Genomic DNA, 16,885 nt, shown 5'->3' with positions numbered 1-16,885 from the left:
CCGCCAGCAACGAAGGCCCGTTGGTCAAGTGGTTAAGACACCGCCCTTTCACGGCGGTAACACGGGTTCGAATCCCGTACGGGTCATTTAAAAAGCAGTGCATGTCATAGGACGTGTACTGCTTTTTATTTGCAAACAAAGAATCAAGTAAAAATTCTGATGTTTCGTGCGAATTCCCAGACTTTGCGTGCGAAATCATTGATTCAACGTGCGAATTTCTGCGTCTTACGTGCGAATTTGACTGGTTAATGTGTGAATCGTGACTTTTCGACTACTTCATAGTAAAAATTTGTTCAGGAATTTCATAATAAGTATGGCGCCCTTGCTTTATAACTGGAAAAAATTTGAGTAAACGTATCGCTGCATATCTTGATGGTATATCACATAGCGTGCAAAATTGCTGATTTGTTATTTTTGTATCCACTAATAAACGAAAATCATGTAATGCCTGAAAATACGCATATTTATCTTGTAAATGGCAGTGTGAGCAAACAAACCTCCCATGTACAAAATCCATTTTAGAAGCACATTTTGAACAAAATACACCATTTTTTAATTGAGCTAATTTGAAAGAAAACCTCTTTACTGGCGGAGGCCGTAGCCCTATAAGTTTTTCATAAAAAACATCTAAATCAAGTAGTGGCTTACTGTACTGCTTTAAACTTTTTTCAATAAAGCTACAAATATAATCTGTATGGAAAATTGGGATGTGGGGACTTCGGTTACCAATAATTGCGCGGCGATTTGCGATGACGACTGCGCCAATTATAGGAACATGCGGGAAAAGAGAGGAAAGAAAACGCGTATGACGTCTTAGCTGCTCAACAGGATTTGGAAAACGTTCAACCACACCATCAGAACGTGTGCGTAGAAGCTGTGACGCCTCGATATCAAAATTCAATTGCCCGGTCATATTTTTCACTTCTAAACAAATAATTAAGGATGAAAAAATAACGATAAAATCAATTTCATGCATGTGCAATGCAGAATCGATTATACAAAAATTGCGCAATATCCGATGCGGTACGGCAAGTTCTTGTAAAAAATAAAAAACCTCATCTTCACCTGCTATACCAGCAGCAGTTAATGAATATTGCTCAACAAAATAATGATAATCAGGATGCTGAACCTCCACTCTCCTTACAATTGCTTCAAGCTGTCTATATTTCAATTAATTTCACCTCCTATCTATTTAATAATATTAGAGAAATGAATAGATGGAAATGTTTTTTTGAGAAAAATTGAAATATCTATTTTGCCACAAAAATATAGAACGAAGCAATCCTTCAAACAAGCACAATAAAATTTTATTTTTCAATAATGTAATATAAAATTATTTAAAAGAATCCTTTGGCATTCTACAACCACGTCTCATCCAGCTTATCTGCATAAAATTGAATAGCTCTTTTATATTGTTGTACATTTATATCTGAAGAGCTGTTTATGAGACAATTCAGCAGGAGCTCCATAGCTTTTTGATGATCGTTTAAATTATATAAAGTCATGGCATAGAATACTTGCAGGGCTTGATTATTTGGAAATAGTGCGACCGCTTTGTTTAGAATTTCCTTTGATTGTTCATACTTGCCAAGTGTTCTAAATGTGCTGCCAAGTCCTAGAAGGGCGTTTGCCATGTCCGCGTCATTTAGGTCACCTTGAATAGCTTTTTCGTAGTAAGGAACTGCTCTTGTTTCTTCCCCTAGACTATCGAAGCTCCATGCACATTGGTAGTTTACATAGGCATTGTTTGGATTTTGTTCGGCTAGTTGTAGTAAAATTTTGTTGCATTCTATTAATTTATTTTCTTTTCTAAGTTGAAGTGCGGAATTTAATTGCTCTGTCATGTTCATATGTTGTATACCCCCTGTTATAAACTATTATAAAAAATTTGCAGTGAAATAAACAGGTTAGAAAAATTTTTTATATAAGATGTTGACCTTGACGTTACGTCAACATTTATAGTAAGCGTAGAGGTGATGAATAGATGAAAATTAATGAACTAGCTAAAATGTCAGGTGTTAGCACACGCACGCTACGCTATTATGATGAAATAGGCTTGCTGTCTCCTGCGATGAAAAATGAAGCCGGCTATCGAATTTATTCACAAAAGGAAATTGATTTACTGCAACAAATCTTATTTTATCGAGCACTTGATATGAAATTAGAGCAAATTAAAGACATCGTTCACGCACCGAATTTTAATGTGATGAATGCATTAGAAAGTCACAGACAGCACTTGCTAGAAAAAAATGCGATGATTGAGCAATTGCTGCAGACGGTAGACCACACAATTCAAGCGTTACAGGAGGGAAAAATGATGTCCAATGAAGAAAAATTTAAAGGCTTTAAAGAAAAGCTACTGCAAGAAAACGAAGAAAAATACGGTAAGGAAATTCGTGAACGCTACGGTAATGAAACGATTGAGGCGTCCAATAAGAAGTTGCTTAATATGACAGAGCAGCAATTTGAGGAGATGGGTCAGCTGGAGCAAAGCTTGTTTAAGCGATTGCAGGAAGCAATGACTGAGGGTAACCCAGCCTCACAGTTAGGAAATGAAGTAGCTGAGCTACACAAGCGGTGGCTAATGTTTTCATGGAAGGATTATTCGAAGGAAGCTCATGCGGGATTAGCGGCAATGTATGTTGCTGATGAACGCTTCACAGCTTATTATGATGAGCGTGTAGCAGTAGGAGCTTCGCAATTTTTACACGATTGTATCGTAGCATATACAATAGAATAATGTTTTAACTTGCCTTTTCGTAATAGACATATTAGAATAGTGGTAAGTTAATAATTGGTATGAGCGATTGAGAGACCGTTAAGAACATATATGCGATAAGTGTATATGCTTTTAATGGTCTTTTTTTCGTACATGGAGGAGGAAAAAGCTATGAGCTCAGCTTCATCGTTACAGCGCAAGCAAACAATTGAAGAGTTGCAAAGCAGGGAGTATGATTTATTAGTGGTTGGAGGCGGTATCACGGGTTGTGGCATCGCACTAGATGCAAGTGCTCGTGGATTATCGGTTGCCTTAGTTGAAATGCAGGATTTTGCAGCGGGAACGTCAAGTCGGTCAACAAAATTAGTGCATGGTGGTTTACGTTATTTAAAGCAGTTTGAAATAAAGGAAGTTGCAGAATTAGGGAAAGAGCGCGCTATTGTTTATGAAAATGGTCCACATGTAACAACGCCAATTTGGATGTTGCTACCGTTTCATAAAGGTGGCACATTCGGCAAATTTTCAACAAATATTGGGCTGCGTGTCTATGATTTTTTAGCAGGTGTAAAGCGCTCTGAGCGTCGCTACATGTTAAATGCCATTCAAACACGTAGCAAAGAACCTTTAGTAAAAACATCCGGCTTGCTCGGTGGCGGTGTTTATGTAGAATACCGTACAGATGATGCCCGTTTAACAATTGAGGTAGCAAAGGCGGCAATTGCAAAAGGTGCAATCTTGCTTAATTATGCAAAGGCAAGTCAATTTATTTATGATGCTAGTGAAAAAATTAGTGGCATCGTTGCACATGACATTGTCGATGATGTGCATTTTACAATTCGTGCAAAAACGGTAATTAATGCGGCTGGTCCATGGGTAGATGAGGTACGCAAAATCGAGGGAGCGCAGCAAGGAAAGCATTTAATCTTATCAAAAGGTGTGCATATTGTCTTTGATGAGGCTAAGTTTCCACTTCGCCAAGCTGTTTATTTTGATACACCAGATGGTCGCATGGTGTTTGCAATTCCAAGAGATGGAAAAACATATGTAGGTACAACAGATACATTTTATAAAGGTGATGCGTGCGAGATGGATATAGAGCAGGCAGACCGTGATTATTTAATGGATGCGATTCACTATATGTTCCCAAAGGTGCAAGTAACAGATGCAGATATTGAATCGAGTTGGGCTGGTGTGCGTCCATTAATTCATGAAGATGGCAAAAATCCATCAGAAATTTCTCGTAAGGATGAGGTGTGGACATCCGCATCGGGTCTTGTTACAATTGCGGGTGGAAAATTAACAGGCTATCGTAAAATGGCTGAAACTGTACTTGACATGATTGTGAAAGACTTAGCACCAAAATTAAATAAACAGATTGCGCCGTGCAACACGAAAAATATTGCCATTTCGGGTGGAGACATTGGAGGCTCACGCAATTTAAAGGCATTTATTTATAAACAAACAAAAAAAGGTATTGAGTTTGGGTTAACGGAACAGCAAGCGACATATATCGCGCAACAGTATGGTAGCAATGCAGATACGCTGTTAGCATATATGGAAAATAATGATACAGCTCTCCCAGCATGGCTTTATGCACAACTTTGCTATAGTATTCAGCATGAGATGGTTACACATCCAAACGATTTTTTAATTCGTCGTACCGGTTATATGTTCTTTCATATTGCACTTGTTCAGCAGTACAAAGCAGAGATTTTAAATGAGATGACGAAACAGCTAGGTTGGACATCTGAACAACGTGCACGATATGAGGAGCAGCTAGAGCAGGAAATTACAAGAGCGACAACAGCTAAATAAACAATAGAGAAGAGGCTGGAGTTGACCGAAAAGTCCATTTTGTTTTGCCACCGCATTGAAATCAATGTTTTCATCGCTTCCCTTTTATTGAAGGATAATACTGCTAAAGCCAATGTTCATCCCATTTTTAAAAGAGGCGTTTTCTGTCTATATGAATCAACATTTTGTGAAACATCATCGCTACTGTCCAAAATGCCGGCTATGCAAGGCTTTTTGGACAGCTCCAATCTCTGTTACTATATTAAATATTCGCTGAAAATGCTTTTTCCTGTGGCAATCATAATAAATTGTCACTACCCTCGTCGCAAAGTGGTCGCCTCAAAATGGCTTTTCAGACGTCCCCTTTGTAACAAGGGCTGTTTGAAAATGCAATGCTTTTTCAAATAGCGATTTTCTTTCAAAAGGAGGAATTGTATGCATTTTAATGGGCAAAAAATTATCCCTGCGGCACGTACAGTAAAGCAATTTGATGAAATTTTGAATAGCTCTTTTGAATACATCGTGCTGCTAGAGGTACATATTAGCTTGCTGCTATCTTTGAAGCGGGAGGCCGAGCGCTTCGGAAAAAAATTAATCATTCATGCAGATTTAATTCATGGCTTGAAAACGGATAATTTTGCTGCTGATTTCTTATGTAATGATATTCGGCCAGCTGGTATTATTTCTACGCGTTCCAATGTGTTAGTGAAAGCGAAATCGCGCGGTATTATTGCGATTCAGCGTGTTTTTTTAATTGATACGATTGCGCTAAAGAAAAGCTATATGATGATTGAGACAGCGCAGCCGGATTATATTGAATTACTGCCAGGCATTATTCCGACGATGATTGCTGAAATTTATGAGCGTACGAAAACGCCTGTAATTACAGGTGGATTGATTCGTTCAACTGAGCAACTAGAGCAGGCAATTGATGCGGGTGCTATCGCTATTACGACGTCTGATAAAAAATTATGGGAAAATTTCAAAAAGTAGGTTGACTATCGTTGCATTTTTCTCTAGAATGGATACAAGTTCATACAAAGCGTGGTTAGGAAAAGGAACCCACATTTATGCATCTGCAAAAAATTTTGCAGGCTGTTTAAATGTGGGTCTTTTTTGTGCTTTCGCTTAATACACATTAACTAAAGGGGGATGTAAAATGTCAGCATTTACGGCTGAACTAATTGGTACAATGATTCTTATTTTATTTGGTGGCGGTGTTGTTGCAGGCGTATCATTGTACAAATCAAAAGGAAACGGTGGAGGATGGGTTGTTATTACCTTTGCATGGGGCTTAGGGGTAGCAATGGCTGCTTATGCGGTAGGTGGAATTAGTGGAGCACACTTGAATCCAGCATTGACGATTGGGCTAGCGACGATTGGTAACTTTCCATGGGCAGATGTGCCTGCTTATATCGTAGCTCAAATTGTTGGCGCATTTTTAGGTGCAACATTAGTGTATTTTATGTATTTACCACATTGGAAAGGCACGCAAGACCCTAATGCGAAGCTTGCTGTATTCTCGACGATGCCAGCAATTAATCATCCATTCTCAAATTTAATTTCAGAGATGATTGGTACCTTTATTCTCGTATTAGGAATTTTAGCATTAGGAACAAATACGATTACGGATGGTTTGAATCCATTTTTAGTAGGTATGCTAATTGTCGTAATAGGTATGGCACTTGGAGGACCAACAGGCTATGCCATTAATCCAGCACGTGATTTAGGACCGCGTATTGCGCACTTTTTATTGCCGATTCCAGGAAAACGTGACTCGGGCTGGTCATATGCTTGGGTGCCAATTGTTGGACCAATTTTAGGCGGCTCTTTTGGCGCATTGTTTTTCCAACAAATTTTTGAAGGTAAAAACAGCGTAGCATTTTGGGTTTTAGCTGTTATTATAATTGCAATTTTTGCTCTAGCACAAGCAACAGTAAAAAAAGCACATGATTAATGTATAATAAAGTGAACTTTCAGTTTAGGAGGATTCTTCTTAAAAGATTGTTCGTAGGGAACATAAGCTAAGAAAAGAACTTCACATTCTGTGAAAATGCTTGTGCAATCGACGTGATGTTGACTGAAAATAGGATTTTATAGACTGTTACCCCTCAACATCAATACATATTTTAATGTGGGCGCTTACAGTCTGTTAATACAGAATTTACGCTAGTTTAGATTTTCGAACTACCTGGTAGATGTTTTCTACCAAATTTAAGATAAAATTGGAGGTAATTTTAATGACAGAAAAAAAATATATTTTAGCTTTAGACCAAGGTACAACGAGTTCACGTGCGATTCTGTTTGATGAAAACGGTAACATCGTGCATACTGCGCAGCAGGAATTTCAACAATATTTCCCGCAAGCAGGTTGGGTAGAGCATCATGCAGAGGAAATTTGGTCTTCAATCTTATCATGTATTGCTGCAGTGTTATCTGAAAAAAGTATTGATTCCAAGCAAATTGCTGGGGTTGGTATTACGAATCAGCGTGAAACGACGGTCGTTTGGAACAAAAACACTGGCAAGCCTGTTTATAATGCGATTGTCTGGCAATCGCGTCAAACAAATGCAATTTGTGAGGAGCTGCGAGAAAACGGTTACAATGATTTATTCCGTGATAAAACAGGTCTATTAATTGATGCTTATTTTTCAGGTACGAAAGTGAAATGGATTTTAGAGCATGTAGAAGGGGCGCGTGAGCAAGCAGAGGCTGGCGATTTACTATTTGGTACAATTGATACATGGCTTATTTGGAAGCTGTCAGGTGGAAAAGTACATGTGACAGATTATTCAAATGCTTCACGTACATTAATGTACAATATTTATGATTTAAAATGGGATGAGGAATTACTAGAAATTTTAAATGTACCAGCTTCCATGCTACCTGAGGTTCGTCCTTCTTCTGAAGTATATGGCTACACTGAGGAATCATTATTCTTCGGAGCTTCTGTACCAATTGCAGGTGCAGCAGGAGACCAGCAGGCGGCATTATTCGGTCAGGCATGCTTTGAGGAAGGCATGGTTAAAAATACGTATGGCACAGGCTGCTTTATGTTAATGAATACAGGTGAAAAAGCAGTAAAATCGGATAATGGCTTATTAACGACACTTGCATGGGGCTTAGATGGAAAAGTGACTTATGCATTAGAGGGAAGTATTTTCGTAGCAGGTTCTGCAATCCAATGGTTACGTGATGGCTTACGTATGTTCCGTTCTGCGGAGGAATCAGAACAATATGCGGCACGTGTCGATTCGTCAGAAGGAGTCTATGTCGTACCTGCATTTGTAGGTTTAGGTACGCCTTATTGGGATTCTGATGTGCGCGGCGCAGTGTTCGGCTTAACACGCGGCACATCGAAAGAGCATTTCGTTCGCGCGACGCTTGAATCATTAGCGTATCAAACGAAGGATGTCCTGAGTGCAATGGAGGCAGATGCCAATATTCCATTAGCGAAGCTACGTGTGGATGGTGGTGCAGTAGCTAATAACTTCTTGATGCAATTCCAAGCAGATTTATTAAATGTGCCTGTAGATCGTCCTGTTATTAATGAAACAACGGCTTTAGGTGCAGCTTACTTAGCAGGGCTTGCAGTAGGCTACTGGCAATCAACTGAAGAAATCGGAAAGTATTGGAATTTAGAACGCCAATTCACACCTGATATGGACGAAGCGCATCGTGAAGCGATTTACAGTGGCTGGAAAAAAGCTGTAGCAGCAGCGCAGGCTTTTAAATAATAGAGGAGATTGTCCAAAAAGCAGTGCATTGCCTGCTTTTTGGACTTTTTGATGATGTTTCATCAAAGGTATTACTAGTTAAAATAGAAAAGAGTTTCTTTTGAAAGGTTGTTATTTTCACAAAAAAGATGATTTTGTATAGAAATCGCATTGAAAGAGGGATTTTGCTTCTTCTCTTTCATTTTGGAGAAACACAGCTAAACCCTGTGTTTCTAGCATTTTCAAAGAAAGCTCTTTCTACTTTATAGGAGCAAACACTTTGCAAAAACACCATCATCAGCGTCCAAAATGCCGGCTATGCACGACTTTTTGGCGCCCCCATCCCATTAAATTAAATGTGAAATCAATAAACCGATACCTAGTAAAAAGCCGAAAATCGTGTTTGTTTGTGCTGTATATTTCATGGCAGGCATAACATCTTTGGGCGCTTTATGAGCTCTAAAGATAGCGATTGCCTTTAAGGGCATGGGCAAGCTAAGTAAAACAAGCAATGCCCATTCGGAAATATCATCAATGATAACGAGACCGATAATCCATAAATATGAAACGATGAAAAATAATGATAAAACGGTAATAGCGCTTTCACGTCCAACTAAAATGGCCATCGTTTTGCGCCCGCCCTCTGTATCGCCTACAATATCGCGGATATTGTTAGAAAGCATAATACCGCCGACTAAAATCATGCTAGGTACTGATAAAAGTACGGCTGCAAGTGTTACAGTGCCAGTTTGAATAAAGAAAGCAATTAAGACGATACCCATGCCCATCACTGCTCCAGATACAAGCTCTCCAAACGGCGAGTATGCGATTGGGTAAGGTCCACCTGTGTATAAATAACCAATAAGCATACAAACAAGCCCAATGGCAGCAAGCCACCAAGATGACATGGCGCAAATATAAATTCCTAGTAATAGTGCGAGCCCATAGAAGCAGAGTGCAATCATCATAATTGTCTTTGGTGCAACACCGTGCCGCACGATTGTGCCACCGATGCCGACAGAATGCTCATTATCAAGCCCTCGTTTATAATCATAGTATTCATTAAACATATTCGTTGCCGCCTGAATTAACATGCTGGCAATAAGCATGGCGAAAAATAACAAAAAATTAATGTCATGCTTTGAAATAGCGGCAGCAATTGCCGTTCCTAAAAACACAGGAACGAATGAAGCTGTTAGTGTATGTGGGCGGGTTAAATGCCACCATACTTGAAAGCCCCGTTCTGCCTCAATTACCTTTGTCAATTTACTTCTCTCCCTCAAAATCAATTTCGCTTTGGCTATTGATGAACACAGTTTGCCACAAGCTTATCTTCATTCCAGTATGAATAAAGAAAAAAAGTACCGAATCTATTTTATACGAATATTAGAAAAATGGATAGTGGATACGCTTATTCATATTACAACACAGAAAAAAGTGATATGATAGTATTGATAGTCAAATAATCTTGATTCGGCAAAGAAGAAGCTGTCTAAAAATTGCAGACAGCCTCGTAAATTCTTGTTTTGCATGTACGAGGCTTTTAACAAATATTAAAAGGTAAGACATAGTGAATGCCCGACGGGATAATTGACAAACAATAGATAAGAAAAAATGCTACGTTTACATTGCAACAACGGAGGGAATTTTCATGCAACAAAAGTGGTACAATGCCACTGAAGTAGAAGCGGGCTCTTTAAATGCGGGAACAATCTTCTATATGGAAACAGTCGAGGTAAGCCGCTTGTCGGCACTTGCCTTTTTTGCGGCTGGGGAAGAATCTTTTAAAGGGCAGCGCTATTTTTGGCAAAATCGAGAAAAAACATTAACATTAGTTGGCTTAGGACATGCGCATATTATTGAAAATAATTTATCAATGATGCGCTTTGATGAAGTTGAGAAGCAGTGGAAGCAATTAACGAAAAATATTGTAACGGAAGAGGAACTACAGCCCATTTTATTTGGCGGCTTTACATTTGACCCAGAGAATAAAACGGCGGGTGAATGGAGTGCCTTTCCAGAGAGTTATTTTACGGTCGCGACATTCCAACTAATGATTCGAGGCGATAAAGCGTATGTCAGCATTCATTTAATAACAGATGGCGATAACGCAGCGCCCCATTTTGATGAACTGCGTAAACAGCGTGATATTTTAATTCACGCTGCACAGGTAAAGGAAGTCAAAACTTATGCAAAGCCACAAATTACTTCCTATAATGAGCCACATAAAGAGGCTTATTTGCAGTCAATTGATGAGGTGACAGCGAAAATCAAAGCGCAAGAGGCAGATAAAGTAGTAATTGCGCGCTCGCTAGCATTGCAGTTTGAAGAGGCTGTGTCATCACCGCAAATTTTGTCTCATGTTGTCAATGAGCAGCCTGAAAGCTATTTATTCGGTATCGAACGCACGGATATGCTCTTTTTCGGTGCTTCACCAGAGCGCTTAGTAAAGGTTGAAAATGGACGTGCTTATTCCTCCTGTATCGCTGGCTCAATCAAGCGTGGTACGACAGCGGAGGAAGACGAAGCATTGGGACAAAGCTTGTTACAAGATAGTAAAAATCGTGGTGAGCATCATTATGTTGTAGAAATGATTACAGAAACTTTTGAGAAAAATTGTACAACTGTTAAAGTGCCACAGCAGCCAAAGCTCTTAAAAATTCGCGATATTCAGCATTTATATACACCTGTAGAAGGACAGCTTACAGAGGGCGCAACGATTCTACAATTGGTGAAGGATTTGCACCCAACACCTGCTCTTGGTGGCGTACCACGAGCTGATTCAATGCAAATTATTCGTGCATTTGAGCCGATGAATAGAGGGCTCTATGCAGCACCTATTGGCTGGTTAGATGCAGATGGCAATGGCGAGTTTGCAGTAGCAATACGTTCGGCAGCCTTGCTCGGGAATGCTGCGTATTTATACGCTGGTGGCGGCATTGTAGCAGATTCTGAGGCGCAATCAGAGTATGAGGAAACATTAGTGAAGTTTAGACCGATGCTACGCGCGCTGGGAGGAGCAGTTCATGAGTGAACGTGAAATATTAACGAATTATGTGTACCGTATAGTTGCTTCATTATTGCAGCATGGTGTAGAGGAGGTAGTCGTGAGCCCAGGCTCACGTTCAACGCCTCTAGCCTATGCATTTGCGTCAACAGAAAGCGTTAAGATGCATCGCCAAATTGATGAGCGAGCGGCAGCCTTTTATGCATTAGGTATTGCTAAAGCTAGCGCTAAGCCTGTCGTTTTATTATGTACATCCGGCACAGCAGCAGCAAATTATTTTCCAGCAATTATTGAGGCGAAATATGCTCGCGTACCTTTAATCGTATTAACGGCAGACCGACCACATGAGCTGCGTGAAGTAGGGGCTCCGCAAACGATAGATCAAATCCGTTTGTACGGGGGGCATGTCAAATATTCGATGGAATTTCCAATTCCAGATGCAGCTCCGCAAACTGTGCAATTTATCGAGCATCATATAGGACGTGCAGTGGCAATCGCTTCATCAGCGCCATTTGGGCCAGTGCATATTAATATCCCATTACGTGAGCCTTTATTAATTGATTTCAGAAGCTTAAATGAGCTGACATTTAAGGCGAGCTTTTTACAGGAAACCATACCATCACAGGCCGCACGTGATTTTTTAGCACAAACGATTAATGACACAGAAAATGGCATCCTCATTATTGGTGAATTGCCTTTAGGGCTAGATATAGCACCACTTTGGTCCTTTATTCGCAACTGTAAATGGCCAGTATTAATTGAGAGCTTAGCAAATATGCGCGGTGCTGTACCTGAAGACTGTTTGCCATATGTGATTTCAACATATGATGCAATATTGAAAAATGAGCATTTTAAGGAAGCGGTTGCAGCACATACTGTTATTCGCTTCGGTGCACAGCCTGTATCAAAATTTGTTATGCAGTTTTTAACACAGACGATGCCAGAAAAATATATTGTCATTGATGAGGATGCATTATTCCGTGATTCAACGAACAGTTCGACGCACTTCATTCAAGGTAAGCCAGGGGCATGGTTGGAGCAGCTTACGTTGCAAACAGACAGCATTCATTATTTAACCCTTTGGCAGCAGGCGGAGCGGATTGCAAGAAAGCATATCGCAGCATATACAGCGCATGCACAGGATGAGGGAGCATTCGTGCAAAAGATGCTTGAGCTTGTCCCTAATGGCAGTGATATTTTTGTTAGCAGTAGTATGCCAATACGCGATATTGATACATTTTTCCTAGCAACGAATAAGGATATACGCATTTTCGCAAATCGAGGAGCCAACGGTATTGATGGGGTAACGTCAACAGCGCTTGGTTTTAGTACGGTGCACAAGCGACCGACCTATTTAATTATTGGTGATTTAGCCTTTTTACATGATGCCAATGCCTTCATCGCTTCACGTTATCAAGCAAATGATTTAACGGTTGTTGTACTTAATAATGATGGTGGCGGTATTTTTTCTTATTTACCACAAGCGAGTATAGAGGCACATTATGAAGATTTATTTGGTACTCCAACAGCTTTAACTTTTGAGCAGCTTGCGGCAATGTATGATGTGCAATATGAACGTTTGGAGCATTTAGCAACATTTGAGGCAGCGTTGCAAGCAGATAAAAGTGAGCCGCTGCGTTTATTGGAGGTAATGACCGACCGTGCTGTTAACGTCACATCGCATCGTGCACTATGGCAGCGCATCTCTGAGGAGCTGAACAAATGGCTACAGAAATAGATGGCATCAAGGTGCATATACGTAGCTGGAACGACGGGGCATCACAGACAATTGTTTGTCTACATGGCTTCACAGGTAGCTCAAACACATGGCTACCGCTTGCCAACAATCTAGACGCACGTGTAATTGCTATTGATTTAATTGGTCATGGTTACACCTCTGCCCCTGAGGATGTGAAGCATTATACGATAGATGTGCAAGTGGAGCTACTAGACAAACTATTTGAGCAGCTTAACTTGCAGTCAATTATTTTACTCGGCTATTCGCTTGGCGGGCGTATTGCTCTTTCCTATGCTGTTCGTTATCCAAATAAAGTTCAGCAGCTAATTTTAGAAAGTGCATCGCCGGGCTTAAAGGATGAAGAAGAGCGATTGGTTCGTCAAAAGGCAGACAATCAGCTTGCAAATGAAATTGAGCAAAGCGGGCTCGTCGCCTTTGTAGATAAATGGGAGAATATCCCGCTGTTCCAATCACAAAAGCGGTTGCCAAAGACTGTTCAGCAGGCAGTGCGCGAGGAGCGTTTACAGCAGAGTGAAAAAGGCTTAGCTAATAGTTTGCGTGGTATGGGTACAGGTGTTATGCCGCAGCTATGGGACAAATTAAAAGCGCTTGAGATGCCTATAACGTTAATAACAGGTGAGCTTGATACGAAGTTTGTTGCAATTGCTGTACAAATGAAGGCGCATTTGGCAAAAGTAAAGCATCGAACAATTAAGGATGTTGGCCATGCAATACATGTGGAAAATCCCGCAGAGTTTGCTACAATAGTAAAGGAAGTATTCCATGAAATTTAGGAGGTAACATTTATGACACGTCAATGGACTTCATTACATACGTATGAAGATATTAAGTACGAGTTTTACAACGGTATTGCGAAAATTACAATTAACCGTCCAGAAGTTCGTAATGCATTTCGACCAAAAACGGTAGTAGAATTAATTGATGCTTTTACGCGCGCGCGCGATGATAAAAATATCGGCGTTATTATTTTAACGGGTGAAGGTGAGCATGCATTCTGCTCAGGTGGTGACCAAAAAGTACGCGGACATGGCGGCTACGTAGGCGATGATGAAATTCCACGTTTAAACGTTCTTGATTTACAGCGATTAATTCGTGTAATTCCTAAGCCAGTTGTAGCAATGGTAGCAGGCTATGCAATCGGTGGCGGTCATGTATTGCACGTTGTTTGTGACTTAACAATTGCGGCTGATAACGCACGTTTCGGACAAACAGGACCAAAAGTGGGTTCATTCGATGCTGGCTATGGCTCAGGCTATTTAGCACGTATTATCGGTCATAAAAAAGCGCGTGAAATTTGGTATTTATGCCGTCAGTATGATGCACAGCAAGCGCTAGATATGGGCTTAGTAAATACGGTTGTTCCATATGCAGAGCTTGAAGATGAAACAGTTAAATGGTGTGAGGAAATGCTAGAAATGTCACCAACGGCACTTCGCTTCTTAAAAGCAGCAATGAACGCTGATACAGATGGTTTAGCAGGCCTTCAACAAATGGCTGGTGACGCTACATTACTTTACTATACAACAGATGAAGCGAAAGAAGGACGCGATGCATTTAAAGAAAAGCGCAAGCCTGATTTCGGTCAATTCCCAAGATTCCCTTAATGCGAATCAAACTATAAAACAAAAGCATGCAATCTAAATTTATTTAGGCTGCATGCTTTTTATTGTTTCCCTCGATATTCTACTTGTGGAACATAATAAGCCTATTACATAGCAATTATAAATGAGAGAAAATGATTCAAATTACATAGAAGGTTAGTTATAAGTGTGCTTATATTGTACTTTATTACCTAAAATATTATCAATATTATACTTTTCTATAATAATAAATGCTATAAGTTCCATTGAATTGTTATGCTATTAAACATATAATAAAATTATTACATTTAGTAATAATGGTGTATAAATATTCAATCCTCATTAGCTGTTACTTAATAGGGTACAAACTCTATTTTGTTTATTTATATACAGTATGGTTAAATAGCAAAGATTGAAGGGAGTGATTTATCAAAAAAATTTATACATAAAGACAATCATTAATACTAGGTGAAAGGGGAAAAGAGCATGAATTTTAAAACACTACGCGCAAAAATTTTATATGGTTTTATTATTGTTTTGATAATGATAATTGTACAAGGTGGTTATTCAATTTTTAATAATATTAAAATGAGCAATAACATTGAGTATATGATCAAAACGGAGCTCGAATTATCCATTTATGACCAACATTTAGCGAACTCGGTATCTTCGCGAATAGCTGCAGCAAGGGGCTATGTCTTGTCAGGAGATACAGTAAATAAAGAGCTTTTTTATGAGTATGTAGAGCAATCGTTAAGCAATGAAGAGGCAGTGCGAAAAATAATAAATGCTGAGAAGTTGGCTAATTCTAAGGAATTTGAGGATTTGTCTGCTAGGACTAGAGCATGGCGTGAGCAAATCGAAAATAATGTTTTTTCTGTTTATGATAGTGGTAATAAGGAGCGGGCGGCTACCAATATAGTTGGGCTTGCGGCTGAAGCGCGCGGTATTCAATTAGGGTTTGAACAATTGGCGAGTAGTCGCGAAGATTCAGTTCGTGCTACTGGTGCAGAAGTAATGAAAGAAATGCAGTTTTCTAACACGGTTAATATAATTGCGATAATTATCGTAATCATTGTAGCAATCTCAATTGCATTTTATAGCGCTTCAAGTATTTCAAGACCAGTTAAACGTATTTCAGAGCGCGTTCAACGCATTGCTGAGGGTGATATATCAGATGAAGCATTAAAGGTACATGGACGAGATGAGATAGCGCAATTAACAATTGCAGCAAATGCATTAAGTGAAAAATTAAACGGTATGATGCGACAAATTCAAGAGATTTCAAATCAGGTCGTATCTCATAGTGAGGAGCTGCTACAATCAGCAGTTGAGGTAAGGGAAGGTACCGAGCAAGTGGCACTTACGATGAATGAAATTGCAGAAGGAACAGAGGCACAGGCAAGTAATGCAAGTGATTTATCGAGCCACATGGGTGATTTCGTGACGAATGCAAAAGAAGCAAGCAGTAATGGGGAAGATGCCCAACAATACTCGAATAATGTGTTAAACTTAACATCTACAGGCCGTACATTAATGGAAGCATCTACAATGCAAATGTCGAAAATTGATGATATTGTGCATGACGCAGTTGTCAAGGTGGAAGGCTTAAATAATAAAACACAGGCTATCTCACAATTGGTGCTTGTTATTAATGATATTGCCAACCAGACGAATCTTTTAGCTTTGAATGCGGCAATAGAGGCTGCTCGTGCTGGAGAGCAAGGCAAAGGATTTGCTGTTGTAGCAGATGAGGTACGAAAATTAGCAGAGCAAGTATCCGTTTCAGTAGTTGATATTTCGCAAATTGTAGAGGAAATCGTGGAGGAAACAGATACTGTGACGGATTCATTAAAATCTAGCTATAGCGAAGTGCAAAATGGTACAGAGCAAATTACAGAAACGAATCGAACATTCAATGAAATTGAATCGGCAATTTCCGCAATGGCTGAAAATATTTCAACTGTTTCGCAAAATCTATCACAAATTGTTGAAAACTCAGCCAATATTGACAAAGCAGTAGATGAAATTGCAGCAGTGGCAGAAGAGTCCGCAGCTGGAATCGAACAAACTTCTGCTACGATGCAACAAACGGCTGCCACAATGGAAGAAGTGTCTAATAGTTCGAATGAGCTATCGAAAATAGCAGAAGAATTAAATAATCATATTCAGCAGTTTAAGCTTTAGCTTTTTTAGCATATTTTTTGTGATGAGTAACCGCAGGAGCAGATGTTTTTTGCGACGAGTAACCGCAGGAGCACATTATTTTTGTACAAATAGCAAAGCGAAAGGTACAGAAGTTTCCATCCC

The 16,885-nt window shown here is 39.7% G+C and carries 13 protein-coding genes and 1 tRNA gene; 11 read left to right on the top strand and 3 right to left on the bottom strand.

From position 1 onward, the window contains the following. Positions 1 to 14: 14 nt before the first annotated feature. Positions 15 to 86: transfer RNA gene (locus tag C9J36_RS10570), tRNA-Glu, on the top strand. Between the two features lie 185 nt (positions 87 to 271). Here the strand turns inward: C9J36_RS10570 and C9J36_RS10565 are convergent. Both C9J36_RS10565 and C9J36_RS10560 read right to left on the bottom strand, forming a co-directional pair. Continuing rightward, positions 272 to 1,171 carry a nuclease-related domain-containing protein gene (locus tag C9J36_RS10565; RefSeq protein ID WP_107943042.1) on the bottom strand — a complete coding sequence of 300 codons (900 nt, stop codon included), beginning with the start codon at positions 1,169 to 1,171 and terminating at the stop codon, positions 272 to 274. A 187-nt stretch (positions 1,172 to 1,358) separates the two neighbouring features. Beyond that, on the bottom strand, positions 1,359 to 1,844 hold the full coding sequence (locus C9J36_RS10560) for a tetratricopeptide repeat protein (RefSeq protein WP_201261933.1): 486 nt from the start codon (positions 1,842 to 1,844) through the stop codon (positions 1,359 to 1,361). Between the two features lie 140 nt (positions 1,845 to 1,984). Between C9J36_RS10560 and C9J36_RS10555 the strand changes: the two genes are divergently transcribed. From C9J36_RS10555 to glpK, 5 genes are all read left to right on the top strand, one after another. Continuing rightward, positions 1,985 to 2,740, top strand: coding sequence for a MerR family transcriptional regulator (locus C9J36_RS10555; RefSeq protein ID WP_107943041.1), 756 nt, complete (start codon positions 1,985 to 1,987; stop codon positions 2,738 to 2,740). Positions 2,741 to 2,890: 150 nt separating this feature from the next. Then, positions 2,891 to 4,534, top strand: a complete 1,644-nt coding sequence (locus C9J36_RS10550; RefSeq protein ID WP_107943040.1) for a glycerol-3-phosphate dehydrogenase/oxidase — start codon at positions 2,891 to 2,893, stop codon at positions 4,532 to 4,534. Between the two features lie 414 nt (positions 4,535 to 4,948). Next, positions 4,949 to 5,506 carry a glycerol-3-phosphate responsive antiterminator gene (locus C9J36_RS10545; protein ID WP_066161718.1) on the top strand — a complete coding sequence of 186 codons (558 nt, stop codon included), beginning with the start codon at positions 4,949 to 4,951 and terminating at the stop codon, positions 5,504 to 5,506. Positions 5,507 to 5,672: 166 nt separating this feature from the next. Further along, on the top strand, positions 5,673 to 6,470 hold the full coding sequence (locus tag C9J36_RS10540) for an MIP/aquaporin family protein (RefSeq protein ID WP_066161721.1): 798 nt from the start codon (positions 5,673 to 5,675) through the stop codon (positions 6,468 to 6,470). Positions 6,471 to 6,753: 283 nt separating this feature from the next. Next, positions 6,754 to 8,250 carry a glycerol kinase GlpK gene (gene glpK, locus C9J36_RS10535; protein WP_066161724.1) on the top strand — a complete coding sequence of 499 codons (1,497 nt, stop codon included), beginning with the start codon at positions 6,754 to 6,756 and terminating at the stop codon, positions 8,248 to 8,250. A 326-nt stretch (positions 8,251 to 8,576) separates the two neighbouring features. On the opposite strand, the gene C9J36_RS10530 is transcribed toward glpK, so the two are convergent. Next, the gene (locus C9J36_RS10530; RefSeq protein ID WP_107943039.1) at positions 8,577 to 9,494 is read right to left on the bottom strand and encodes a 1,4-dihydroxy-2-naphthoate polyprenyltransferase; all 918 of its coding nucleotides are present in this window, start codon (positions 9,492 to 9,494) and stop codon (positions 8,577 to 8,579) included. Positions 9,495 to 9,880: 386 nt separating this feature from the next. Here C9J36_RS10530 and C9J36_RS10525 point away from each other — a divergent pair, with 386 nt between their 5' ends. The 5 genes from C9J36_RS10525 (at position 9,881) to C9J36_RS10505 (ending at position 16,762) form a co-directional block, all read left to right on the top strand. Then, the gene (locus C9J36_RS10525; protein ID WP_107943038.1) at positions 9,881 to 11,263 is read left to right on the top strand and encodes an isochorismate synthase; all 1,383 of its coding nucleotides are present in this window, start codon (positions 9,881 to 9,883) and stop codon (positions 11,261 to 11,263) included. Then, positions 11,256 to 12,974, top strand: coding sequence for a 2-succinyl-5-enolpyruvyl-6-hydroxy-3-cyclohexene-1-carboxylic-acid synthase (gene menD / locus C9J36_RS10520; protein ID WP_107943037.1), 1,719 nt, complete (start codon positions 11,256 to 11,258; stop codon positions 12,972 to 12,974). Before C9J36_RS10525 ends, menD begins: the two co-directional genes overlap by 8 nt. Then, positions 12,959 to 13,768 (top strand): 2-succinyl-6-hydroxy-2,4-cyclohexadiene-1-carboxylate synthase, encoded by an 810-nt coding sequence (menH, locus tag C9J36_RS10515; RefSeq protein ID WP_107943036.1) that lies wholly within the window; start codon positions 12,959 to 12,961, stop codon positions 13,766 to 13,768. The genes menD and menH overlap by 16 nt, the downstream gene beginning before the upstream one ends. Positions 13,769 to 13,780: 12 nt before the next feature. Continuing rightward, positions 13,781 to 14,599 (top strand): 1,4-dihydroxy-2-naphthoyl-CoA synthase, encoded by an 819-nt coding sequence (gene menB / locus C9J36_RS10510; protein ID WP_066161739.1) that lies wholly within the window; start codon positions 13,781 to 13,783, stop codon positions 14,597 to 14,599. Between the two features lie 462 nt (positions 14,600 to 15,061). Continuing rightward, positions 15,062 to 16,762: a methyl-accepting chemotaxis protein gene (locus C9J36_RS10505; RefSeq protein WP_107943035.1), complete on the top strand. Its 1,701-nt coding sequence runs from the start codon at positions 15,062 to 15,064 to the stop codon at positions 16,760 to 16,762. The last annotated feature ends 123 nt before the right edge of the window (positions 16,763 to 16,885 follow it).

Source organism: Metasolibacillus fluoroglycofenilyticus, assembly GCF_003049645.1.
In the GTDB taxonomy this organism is placed as follows: Bacteria; Bacillota; Bacilli; order Bacillales_A; family Planococcaceae; genus Metasolibacillus; species Metasolibacillus fluoroglycofenilyticus.
This window is presented reverse-complemented; position numbering and strand designations above follow the sequence as displayed.